Origin of the sequence: Pseudomonas sp. SCA2728.1_7, from assembly GCF_018138145.1 — a bacterium.
In the GTDB taxonomy this organism is placed as follows: Bacteria; Pseudomonadota; Gammaproteobacteria; order Pseudomonadales; family Pseudomonadaceae; genus Aquipseudomonas; species Aquipseudomonas koreensis_A.
This window is the reverse complement of sequence record NZ_CP073104.1, coordinates 2029783-2041925: the sequence shown is the minus strand read 5'-3', so window position 1 is coordinate 2041925 and position 12143 is coordinate 2029783. Positions and strand designations below refer to the sequence as shown.

Genomic DNA, 12143 nt, shown 5'->3' with positions numbered 1-12143 from the left:
TGCCTGACCAGTCAGCTAATGGATAGGAGGTTCAATGAATAGGCGTATCGCTGGCTCATCGGCAGGAAACCCCCGAATGGCGGGGGTGATGTGAAAAATGTCGTTTTTATTGTGTACAATTTTTTTGAAAAGTGTCTTAATCAATCGCTCGCCGCAGCTTTTCGTGCTCCGAATCGGTGCGGTCTCCTTTTCAACTGACTTCGGGAGGCGCGAAGTCTGACTGCTCCACGCAGGCAGGCGCGCAGAATCAATGGGACGTTTGACTACACACGTTTTGGACGCTGCACACGGTTGCCCGGGCAGTTCGATCAAGGTCGAGCTGTACCGCGTTGAAGGTTCGCACCTGGAATTGGTCGCCAGTGCGATAACCAACAGCGATGGCCGGGTCGATGCGCCGCTGCTGCAAGGCGACGATTATCGCACCGGCGTTTATCAGGTTCAGTTTCACGCGGGCGATTACTACCGCGCCCGTGGCGTTCAGTTGCCGGAACCGGCATTTCTGGACGTGGTTGTGCTGCGCTTCGGCATCTCCGCCGAACAGGAGCACTACCACGTGCCATTGCTGATTTCGCCTTACAGCTATTCCACGTACCGGGGCAGCTGACCCCCAAGCAGCTGCCCCCACCGGGAAGCGACTGCGCATATAGCTTCTTTGGTCTTTCGCCCGCTCACACTGCGGGCTTTTTTTATTTCACTCTGATGATGACGAGGTTGTTCTCCCCGGAACCCTCAATAGGCATGTTTGCGCCAGCGAGATAAATAATCTTGTTGGCAGCGTGATGATCTTGAAGGGTTATCTTGTGGTGAGCCTCGATTTTATTGATCAGCGCTCTTTTCTTCAGCCAGTTGACCGGGTCAATTGCATTCATGTGTTGACTAGGGAAATGCACAGGAAACAGCACGAACACGCTATCAAGGCCTCGTCGTTGGATCAGCAGTGCATCTCTCGCATTGCGCCGAAAGTCTTCCGACACTTGGTAGCCATGTCCTCTCAGAATTCCTGTCAGCAAACTTCGCACAGAGGGGCGACTGACATGATATTGCGATCCGGCAAACAACAGAGGGTTGAAATCAATTCTTTGCAGGCCTTCTGCAGACGGTTGAGGCAATTGGAAGTAGCCATTTGCGTCTGTCGACTGTGGTGTAAGGAGCATCAACGGATCGCTCAGGTCCTGACGCACGACTCTTTTATCGTCGACGGATACAGGGCGGTTTTCCCAGTACTTGAACGTCTCGAACAGCGCACTGACGCCGGGCCCTGTTATTTCATCGGAGTGGCTGGCGCGATTGAAAATCTCGCGCGCGACTCTGTTTGCGCAGTCATAAGAAAGATAGGGAAACTGATCGCTGACAGCTTGGGTCAGGGTTTTGCCAAAGGGCAGTCCCTCGACGATTCTCCAGGTATCAGCGCCGCGCCCCGTCCATTTGTCCGCCAGTTTCACCACACCCCTGGGCTGCAATTGAGGCGTGGTTAACAGCATGCGTTCGAACGCATCGAAACGCGTGGCAGCAAATTGCGGATGTTTGATAAAGGCCAGTGAGTCTGTGGCATGTGTTGGCTGGGCGAGGATGGGAAAGTGCAGGCCATCGATTTCGATGGAGTCGCCGACTAACGGTTTCGTCGCAGCGCCCCAGGTTTTCCAGTCTTCAATGCGTATGGCTGAAGTCAGTGTCACAGCCGGGTCGCTCTCACCCCCCAGCCGCGCACGTTTGCCTGGCCCCGGTTCGGCGTCTACTCGCGAAGCTGCAACTTCAGCGCTGTAGGCTGGCGAAGTGTGTTGCGCAGCGCTGATGTCTGCCACCTGGCGACGCCATAGCGATTGCCCCGGAATCTGCTCGAGGGTGATGTCGGGCAGGTTGATCGTCGTTGCACTCGCCAGTTTGTAGTCGCCTTGTTCGTTTTTACGAACCATGACAGTGCCGTCGGCGAGGTCGACGTAGGTTTTTCCACGGGGCCCCTTTCGAATACCGTCAGGAGACTCATGTGCGCCAGGTAGTAACGTTGCCAGGTTGGGGTCGACATGGAAAATCGCCAGCGGCTCGTCGGCGGTCAGTCGGGGCATGAACAGGCTTCCCTGCACTGATTCGCTCGAGTACCACTGCGCCTCGATACGCCAGCGTGACTGTCCCGGGATCTGTTTCAGAATCGGCGGCGTCACACCCGGTGCGGCGGGCCATGGAATCTGGTAGTGCCCGTCGGCGTTGAGTTCTACTCGGTAATAACGGCCTTCCTCCAGGTGAGCGTAGGTCTGACCGCTTGGCGCAATGTACAACCCGTCGACGGCATCGTGCGGTTGCAGGAGATGGGTTTGCAATCCTGGCAGCGCGATCTCTGCCAGCCTGGCATTCGCTTCGGTAATGATCGGATCAGATATGTAGCTCACCACCACGCGTGGCTCGTCGACAACCTCGGTCCTTGGCGGTAATGAAGTTGAAGTGCCCGGTTGTGGATTCAGGTCGGGTATCCGTGAGTCTGGATTACCGCCAGTCCTTATGCTGATCGCGCCAGTATCGACGTCGACTCGGGTGATCGTGGAAGTACTCGACGAAGCAGAAAGACCAGTCGTTTTTGTCGGTTTGATCATTGAAGTGCCTCAGAGTCGGTCATGGTTGCATTGCTCACTGTCTCGATTGATCTCTCGTTGATTACTTGTCTCTGATAACGAAGAGCGTTGTCTGCCCAAGCGCATCTTTTTGAACCCCTCCGAGCAGGTAGATGATCTTGTTTTCTTCGCGGTACGTGGACAGTGGTTTTTGCTCTGTGATGAGGGTTCGCAGTTGGCTGTCACTGAACTCAAAACTTTCCAGCGTCACGCGTTTGAGCCTGCCGTTGATAAGCGGCGGCAGTCTCAACACGAATACCTGGTCGATCTTCTTTCGATGAAACAGCAAGGCGTCGTCGTTCAGCGGTTGAGCAGTGGCGTTCACTTCGTAACCGTCATCTTCGAGGATGCTGCTGAACAGCCTGCGTAAGCCGGGCGTAGTCCGTGCCGTTGCGTACTCGTTCCAGTGTTGGGAAAACCGTCCGGGATCAAAATCCAGACGCATCAAGCCTTCACCCAGTGAGGAAGGAATGGTCAGCGTGTCTGACTGTCCTTCGGGTCTGCGCAACATCAGCAACGGATCACTCAATTCTCGCCGTGGCGCGTAGCGCACCTGCCTGCTTGCCCAGTAGTGAAACACTTGATTGAGCAGGGCCAGACCATGGCCGTTGATGACCTCGGATCGGTTGGCCTGGTTGAACATGGCACGGGCGAGCGCGCTGACGGATTGATCCGACAGGTACTTGAAGGTTCTGGAAATGTACTGAGTGATGGGCATCTCGAACGGCACGACGTTGTCCAGAACCCTCCACTGGTTACTGCGCTTGATCGCCCATCTCGGTTGCATGGCCGGGTTGTCCCGCAACATGTATTCGAAAGCGTCGTACAAGTAGGGCGAAAACAAGGGGTGCAACAGATACACGAGTCTCGGGTTCGGTCCCGGATTCTGATGCAGGATTCGATAGTATTGCCCATCGATTTCGATGTGCTGGTCCAATTGCGGAGGGACATTTCGCCCCCAGTTGCGCCACAACCCGTAACTCAGATTGATCGCGGCGGGGTTGGTCGAAAGCAGGCTTTCGCTGAGTGCCTGGGTCGGGTCGCTGCCGTCTTCCTGATGCGCGCGTTTGCTGGGGCCTGGTGCAGGCTCCTGACTGTCCGGCAGGGATTTGCGTTTAACCGGTTGTGCAGGTTCCGTTAACGACTCACTCACCTCGGTTTTGCGCCGCCACAGCCGTGTACCGGGAATCTGTGCGAACACTATTGGCGAAGTGTCGCGTGCGCTTGCAGAGGCCTGCTGATAATGGCCTTCAGTGTTTCTGCGCACCATGACGGTTCCATCAGGTGTATCGATATAGGTTTTGCGATGCTTGTCATAACGCACCCCGTCCATGGTCTGCAGTGCAGGCGATAGCAGGGTCGCATCTTCGGGCGCAAGGTAGATGGGTTGATGCACCGTCGGCAGGTCAGCGACGGTCTGTCGCTGATCGTGATCCGGGTTGTGCGCAAGCCAGCCGGGGCGTTCAAAAGTCCAGATGGCCTGGCGCTCGGTTTTTACCAGAAAGGGGCCAGGCAAGTGCGGTGTGAAGTTGAAGGGAATCTGGTAGCGGCCGTCAGCAAGGCTTTCGACCAGCAGATGCCCTTCATTTTCAACATGGGCATACAACTTGCCATCGGGGCTGGTGAACAGTCCGCTTTCGGCATCCAGACGTTGCAACAAATGTACTTGCTCGGCAGGCCAGGTGATCGAGCGCAGAGCCGCCTGCGCTGACAGCGCGGTGGCAGGTATTTCTGTGACTTGCACCAACGCTTGTTGCGGGTGTGTGCTCGCCGGGCCGCTCGAGGAATCTGCGTCGGGCGGGTTTTCGCCGGGCAGCCTGCGGGAGCTGCCAGCAGGATTTGCAACAGGCGGCGGGGAGTCGGGCGCAGTGGTCCCGGCCATACGTTTCGGTGGTTTGGCCATTATTTGTCTCGCTGTTGGTTAGGCGCGGCGATCGATGTGCGTTGTGAGGAGAGTCAACCTTCTCTGATCATGAACAGCGTCGGGTTGTCGGCGGATATCTGTTGCACACCGCCCACCAGATAGATGATTTCGGTGTGGCTCAAATCGTTCTCAAGCTGCTGTCTTTGCGCGGTGCTGAGTCTGCTTCGAAAATCAGGATCGTTGAGTTCGGATCCTGGCGAGGCGTAGCGAGGCACCTGATTGTCCACGACGCGGGGCAGCTTCAGCACAAAGACCGCGGCGACATCCGGGCGATGAAAGATCAGCGCGCCTTCGCTGTGCTGACGGGGATTCGAATTGATGTTGTAGCCGTTGCGCTGCAAGACCGACCTGAATAGTTCGCGCAAGGCAGCGGGTGTGGGACCCGCCGTGTACGCGGCCCATTCCTGGGCGAAGCGTGCCGGATCAAGATCCAGGCGCTGCAGCGGGCTTGAGTCAGGCGCGGGCAAGGTGAGCAAGCCGACGCGTGGCAGACTGCCGGCTGGTGGCACCAGGACTGGCAGCATGACCAACGGGTCTGACAGGTGATGCATGGGCGCCTGGTTATTGGCTCGGTCCGTCCAGTGGCGGAACGTCAGCGCCATCGCTGAAAGGCTCTGCGCATTGACGCCCTGAGGAGCAGAGACATGATCGAATACGGCTCTGGCGAGGTTACTTGCCGATTGTGCCGACAGATAATTGAATGCGCTGGCAACGTATTGGGTTGCAGACATTTCAAAAGGCGGATGATTGTCCAGCACCTTCCATTGGCCTTCTCGTTTGAGTGCCCATTTCGGCTGACGCGAAGGCTCGTGGCGCAACATGTTTTCGAAGGCATCAAAGCGATCAGGTGCAAATCCAGGGTGTTGCAGATACACAAGGCCGGTATCGTCTCGCAGACCTTGCGCGACGATCGGATAGTGCTTGCCGTCTATTTCAATGGATTCACCGGATTCCGGCCTTGCGGCTCTTCCCCAGTTTTTCCATTGACCGGCGGAAAGATCCACTGCAATGGGCTGTTGAGAAAGCAGACTGCTGACTAGCGTGCTTGCATCTGCGAGGGCGCTGCGTTGTTCCGTTGACGGGGAGTGCCTGCCCGGACTGACTATCACCTCGGCTGTTTCGGTGGCTGCGGTTTTTTTGCCGAGGGGCGGCGTTTCGACTTCACGCCAGAGCATTGTCCCCGGGATTTGTTCAACCCTTGTTCCGGTGGGAATCGCTTCCCCTGCATGGGTCTGCCGCCATCCGTCTGTGGTTTTCGAGACCATGACGAAACCACCGGGCATTTCGACGTAGGCCTTCTTGCGTTTGTCGTATCGCAAGCCGTCTTCGTCGCCGGCCTGTAACTTGAGCAGGTCGGCTGACTCGGGGTTGATAAAAACAGGCTGCGGCAGGCTTTGATCCCTCGATGTGCCGGCCAGCGCCGGGGTCTCTGGATCAATCGAGTGCCGCCGTACCCATTCCGCTGTGCGCGTTGCGCTTGATTGCGCGTCTTGCACGTGCGCATGACTGACGATAACGCTGGAGCGTTGCGAAGACTCAACCGGTAGCGGGTTCGCCGTAATCATGCTGTGGTCGGAACTGGCCCTTTCAACGGCGAGATTGCCGCTTGGGTTGAGCCCAGGATCCGGCGATGTCGGCGTTGTTTGTGGGGAGGTCTGACGGGGGATTTTCTTGGGTGGTTTGGCCATTGAATTGCTCCGATGAGGTGCTGACAAGTCAAAGGGCCGGTCAATCGGGCAGCACATCAATGTGTCGTGTGCTGCGCCATGATTGCCCGGCCTATCGGCTTCAAAGGCTTGATGTTCGGCAAAAAAACGCACTTGTGTGCGGTACATATGTATTGCGCTGCAAGCTTGAGGCTGCAGAGTGTTGCGCCGTGTTGAAGAGGATTGCGCGACGCTCGCGATCAATCGCGGATGAGCGTCACCGCAGGGCTTAACGCTCTCTGAGAATGAATACCGAGTCCGGTTGCGACTCGACTTTCAGCACCCCGCCGATCAGCCACACCACCTTGTTCTGCGAATGCGCGGCCATCAGCGCGATAAGTGCGTCTGAGCCAATTCGGGCCGATAGACTTGGATCAGTCAGTTCGTTGCCCGGGGTGTGGGAAAGTCCGACCTGTTCGACCGATCCCAATTTCAAATAAAACACCTGATCATGATGTTCGCGCCTGAACACCAGGGTCGGCTTGCGGTGTTCGTGAGTCAGCGGAAAAACTTCGTATCCCGAACGAATCAGCAGGGCGCCGAGCAGGCGTCTGAGGTTCAGATCGGTTGGATAGGTTTTATAGTGATTCCACTCGAGGGAAAAACGCTGCGGATCGAAGGTCAGGCGTTTCAGATCGCCCTCGGTCTGCGCCGGCAGCGGAATGATTTTCTTGCCTTGATGATCAACGGAGGGCGCAATCGTGAGCAGATTCAGCGGGTCGGCGAACGCCGGTGTGGTGGGAAACGGCTTTTGCTTCCACTGGTGCAGGACTGCCTGAATGTGGATCAGTCCAGTACCGGTGATAAAGGGAAAATGGTCGGAAACGTCGAATAGTTTTCTGGCGACCGCCCGTGCAGTGAAGTCGGAAAAGTCCGGGAATGCTTCGGCAACCGATCGGGTCAGAGTCGTTTCAAAAAAGCGTTTGCCGGGGTGTATTTCTCCCGGGTCGCTGCCGATGCGAAAGGTGGCGACCGGTTGCAGCGATGGGGTATTGCGCAGCATGTTCTCAAAGGCGTCGAAGCCGCTCGGGACAAATTCCGGGTGTTGCACGAAGTACACTTTGGGCGTGGCATTGGAACCGGCGGGCACGATGGGGTAGTGAAGCCACCCCAGTTGTACGGATTCCACCGCTGGCTTGTGCAAATGTCCCCAAGACAGCCAGAAGAACGGTGTTGGATTGTCGGTTTTCGCTGTTGCAGGGCGCAATGGCGGCAGTGGCGCCAGGGGCTCGTCAAGCCTTGGCCGTTTGCTGGTACTTGGTTCGGTCGTCTCGGCAGTGGCACGCAGTCGCTCTGAAACAGCAGGCTCACCCGGTATCGTGCTCGCTGCTCTTTGTCGCCAGAGAAGGGTGCCGGGAATCTGTTCGAAAAATACGTCGGGCGAGACGCTGCTAGACGCAAAGGCTTGCTGGTAATCGCCGTTTTTGTTTTTGCGCACCATGACCGTGCCTTCGGCCGTATCAATGAAGGTTTGTTTGAGTTTGTTGTAACGGACCGCACCGGTAGCAGGTTCTGCCTTGGTCAGTGTGCTCGCGTCACCGGGCGACAGGTAGGCCGGCGTTTGCGGCACCGCTGGAGCACCGGCCGGGTTCTGCGTGGGCTGCCAGCCGGGGCGCTGGATACGCCAGCTTGTTTCGCTGCCACTTCTTGTTACAACAGGGCCGGGTATCCCGGGCGAGAACGTCAGAGGCACGTAATAGTTGCCGTGCAGATCTCGCTCGACAATGAACCGGCCTTCATTGCCGATCTGCGCGTAGGTGCGCTGATCCGGCCCGATGAACAGGCCGGTGTTGTCGGCAAGCGGGGTCAATTCGCTCAATCGAGTCTCAGGCCAGGCGATGGCATTGTGTGCCGCGCGGTAGGTGTCGACGTGACTGCCGGGCATTTCACTGACGACGATTGCAGGCTGGTGAGGGGCCGAGTCTGCGGCAGTGTCCGGTGCGAAAGGTCGTGGAGATGAATCGGCACCAACCCGTGAGACGTCAAGGGTATAGCGGGTAATGTGGCTGCCCGGATTCGAGTGCGTGGGGTTTGTGGTAACGGATGAATCGGCTGCGGTTGTCACTGCAACTTTTTTGGGCGGTTTGGCCATTGCAAATTACTCATGGAGTGTGGGATGTCGAGCGCATGGAAGCGACTCGCCGTATTTCGGGCGCACTCGTCTACATCCCGGGGTATCCGGGATGTGACTGTCATGGAGACATTGGTTGTTTCAACTTCAGAGTGCGCAAATCGCGATCAGCCATCGACCGACGTTTGCAGCGTCAGGCGGGGGGCACGTCAATCAAGGGCTGTGGAGAGAAGATGTATTTATCTTGATGGCTGCAACGATTGATCACCCGCAACTGCGAATATTCAACGCGGGACTTGTCGGCGCGCAGTATCCAGCCGTGGGCGGCGAAGCTGTAGTTCACCGTTTCACGGAGATCGTCGACGGTGGCGATATTTCTGACCTTCAGCTCTTTGCTGGCCATTGAGGAAAAGACTTCGGGCAAGGCTTTGGTCGCGTCGGGTTCTTCAAAATACCGTGCATCAAGGCCATCCAGATAGATACGGTCGAAGGACAGGTCAACCGTATGTACGACACCGTTTTCGGTAATGACGCGTACCTGATCAATCAGGTCTTCGCTGTCATAAACCGGTAAATGAATCCGGCAGGTGCCGATGTGCAGTTGGTTGTTTTCCAGTGTGATCGTGACCTTGCCCAATGTGGTCGCATCGAGTTCCCAGGTCGAGGAATAGGGCAGACGGACTGTGGCGTTGGCCAACGCGCCCGGCGTAGAAAGCCTGAATGTCATGTCAGCCGCCAAATGGATCAGGTATGTGGAGCCTTCACCTTCCAGACTTTCCATGGCGGTTTGCCCCGGCACGGACGTGAGCATCGCACATCCGTTTTTGCTGCCGAGTTCGTGCGCCTCATTGGTCGGTAGCTCATAAGGGAACTCGCCTGTTCGAAACTTCAAAGGCAAGTTGATTGGAGTTGTCCATTCTTTGAAAGAATACGTAGGGTAGTTTTTGTCAGCAGGGGCGACATCCGTTTCCGGCGTAAGTCCTGCATTCAAAGCAACACCGTCGTTGAATACCAGAACATATTTGCTATACGTGCGAACGGCCATGGTCCGCAGAATTTTGGTCATGTTGCGCGGGTCTTCTCCTCCTCGTGCTCCGGCAAAGTATTTAAGCGTCAAGACCTTCTCGCCAAAGTGGTAGGCAAGATCACAGCCCGCGAGCAGGTCCTGGTTCTTGTCCGATTGTCGCGCAATGAAGTGGGCTTCGGCTTTGCTCAGTTCACTGCTGGCGTAATCCAGATAAAGGGTGGTCACGGCGTCGGTACGTTCTACCGAATGGAACCGGGTTGGTTGCGAGGAGCGCGGCAGGTAGTAACGCACATCGTGCTTATGCATGATCCAGCAGTCAGCCGCGTAGAGAATGGTTGCTTTTGCCGGGTAACCTTTTTTGACGGTAATGACATCGACAGGCAGGTTTTCATCACTGGTTATGTTCTCGGGGAGCACAGGTTTGAGGATGTAACCGTCCAGGGTGAGAAACGTCAGATGACTGTTCTTGAGTTGCCTTTGCGTCCCGACTTGCATGTAGATGTCGTGCAGAGTGACTACGCTTTTGGGCCTGTCATGGAAATCAAAACCTGAGGTGATGATCAAGGCATTGTCCGCAATCACCCAGCTCTCAATCAGCTCCTCGCGCCATTTCAATACGATAATGCTTGCCTGTGCGCCATCCTCATGAATGGCGGTAGACCCTTCTTCGTGGGCAATGAAGTATTCGTCGATACCGGCCTCGCCCGAAGCCGTTGCACCGGCGTGCAGTAGATGAATCTGGTCATTTCCTGCTCCCGCATTGATCCTGTCTTTGCCTTGCGAGCGGATGAGATTGTTGGCCCCGTTGCCCGTCACGACAGATGCAGCACCCTTCACGGTTTCAATATTTTCGATTCCTTCGAGAAAGCTGTGGAAAGTGTATTTTTCGCCATTGTCGGCGGCAGGATCGGCAGTGATTGTCTGGAGCGTCTGTGCCAGCAGATCGATGTCATATCCCGCTTTGGCCTCGTTGCGAGTGTAGTAATCGCCTCCGAGCACCAGTGTGTCGTTACCGGCGGCGCCCTTTATCGTCGAGAACTCGGAAGTCATCGCGCCTTCGCGAAGCAGATCGCCGGCGCTTTCAAAGACGAAGCGGTCGTCCTTTTCGCCGCCGGTCAGGTCCTTCTTTCCTGAGCGGTAATGGAAGGTATTGGGTTTTTTCTCCACGCCCTTGATCGAGTCGCGACCCTCACCGATCAACCACAAAACACCTTTGTGTTCTGCCGGAGTGCCCAGCACCACACCGGGCGTGTCTTTGGTGACGCCATCGCGAGCATCGATGATGTCATCGGTGCCTCTGATTTTTGGGACGTTGACGGTTTTCCAGCTGTCTTGCTTGGTCCACCAATTGCGCGTCCAGACCAGGGTTGGCTGGAGAAAGACTTCGAACCCGCCATGGATGATGGCTTCGGTGGTGTCCTTCAACGGACCTTCCAACAACTTTCGAGCCATGTCCCGCAATTGGGCTGAGTGTTGCAGTCTGGTTTTCGCGACGTTGTAGCGATCCTGAATGTCCTGATCGGTGTCCATCATGCAGAACGAAAACCAGCCGGTGCGCCAACGCTCATCAAGGGTCAGTTCGATGTGATCATCGATGTCATCGACGACACGCACTGCACCATAGACTTGCGATCCAATCGCCAGGATGGCTCCGGCCGCGAGCCCCACCGGGCCGGCGAAAGAGAATCCGGCCATGGCGGCGGTGCCAAGGATCACCGTCATGGCCGCACTGGTGATGCTCAACCCTGCGCTGACGTAATGATCCATCGCTTCCTTGCCGGTTGTATTGTCTGCGGTCCTGAAAGATCTGATCGCGGTGAAGACATCGAATGGCAGTGTCAGCGCGCCGCCGATCAAACCGCCAGAGCGGCCCAGCCTCAGGGCAAATCGGGTTTTGGCAAAGTCCTTGAAGGCAGTCTGGCCGGCGGTGAGCATTTCGGTGGCGATCTTGCTGACGGTGATGTCCACGGCGATGGAGCCTACTTCCGATGCAATACCAACGCTGTTAATTGCAACTTCGGCTTTATTGTTGGCTTTGATCGCATCGACAACACCGCGCAATCCCATGAATATCCCGAAACCCTGGATACCGACACTTGAACCCAGTGTGGAGTAGCTTTTCGTCAACTCCACCCAGCGTCGGTTGTTCTTTGGAAGATGAGCATGACTCAGGTCGAGTTTCTGTGCGGAACTTAAAAGTTTCGCCAACTTGTTGCGATAGTTACCCGGGTCAGTATCGGAATCGAGGCTTTCCTTGATCATGCCGGGGGCCGTTAACGGACGCCGGCTGGCCATTTCGAAAAGCAGCGTCGGCAACAGATAACTGTCGTTGCCGGTAGCAGACTTTATGTGCTGTTCGATATTGACTGCGCTGAACTGCAATGCGTCGGTAAATGAGCGCTTGGGTGTTCGGAAGAAAGTGTTTTTGCCATTTAACGGTTGATTGTCGACGGTTGCGCCCAATGCATCGAGGGCAACCCGGGTTATCGATACATCGCCAAATTGCAGCGGGCCAAATACCGAGTCGTTGATTCTCAACTGCTCGACGTTATGTTTGAGCGGCAGATCCGGACTGTTATCAGGGCTGTTTTTTATATCGATCGTTGAAGCATTTTTCTCATTTTTCTCAATGCGCATGTCAGTGATCACGATCGGATCAATGTGTATCGATGCTTCGCTGATAAGCGTGGCCATTTGAACGTCCTTGTTCTGGCGGATTGTCGTTAAAACCGTGGGGGATAGTACGGGGGGATTTTGCGCGATGTATATCAGCGGGTTGTTGCGGTGTATTGCACGCCGCGCCGAGCATTTT

General features: G+C 56.1%; 6 protein-coding genes. 1 reads left to right on the top strand and 5 read right to left on the bottom strand.

Translation table 11 applies throughout. The annotated features are described in order from the left end of the window. Window positions 1-250 precede the first annotated feature (250 nt). Entirely contained in the window at window positions 251-604 is a 354-nt protein-coding gene (gene uraH, locus KBP52_RS08930) for a hydroxyisourate hydrolase (protein WP_116032896.1), read from the top strand. An 82-nt stretch (window positions 605-686) separates the two neighbouring features. On the opposite strand, the gene KBP52_RS08925 is transcribed toward uraH, so the two are convergent. From KBP52_RS08925 to KBP52_RS08905, 5 genes are all read right to left on the bottom strand, one after another. Beyond that, window positions 687-2585, bottom strand: a complete 1899-nt coding sequence (locus KBP52_RS08925; protein WP_212622633.1) for a hypothetical protein — start codon at window positions 2583-2585, stop codon at window positions 687-689. 61 nt (window positions 2586-2646) lie between these two features. Then, a complete protein-coding gene (locus KBP52_RS08920) occupies window positions 2647-4506 on the bottom strand; it encodes a hypothetical protein (protein ID WP_212622632.1) in 1860 nt (619 codons plus the stop codon). Between the two features lie 53 nt (window positions 4507-4559). Further along, a complete protein-coding gene (locus tag KBP52_RS08915) occupies window positions 4560-6215 on the bottom strand; it encodes a hypothetical protein (RefSeq protein WP_212622631.1) in 1656 nt (551 codons plus the stop codon). 247 nt (window positions 6216-6462) lie between these two features. After that, window positions 6463-8325: a hypothetical protein gene (locus KBP52_RS08910; RefSeq protein WP_212622630.1), complete on the bottom strand. Its 1863-nt coding sequence runs from the start codon at window positions 8323-8325 to the stop codon at window positions 6463-6465. A gap of 172 nt (window positions 8326-8497) precedes the next feature. Further along, on the bottom strand, window positions 8498-12025 hold the full coding sequence (locus KBP52_RS08905; protein WP_212622629.1) for a calcium-binding protein: 3528 nt from the start codon (window positions 12023-12025) through the stop codon (window positions 8498-8500). Window positions 12026-12143: the final 118 nt, after the last annotated feature.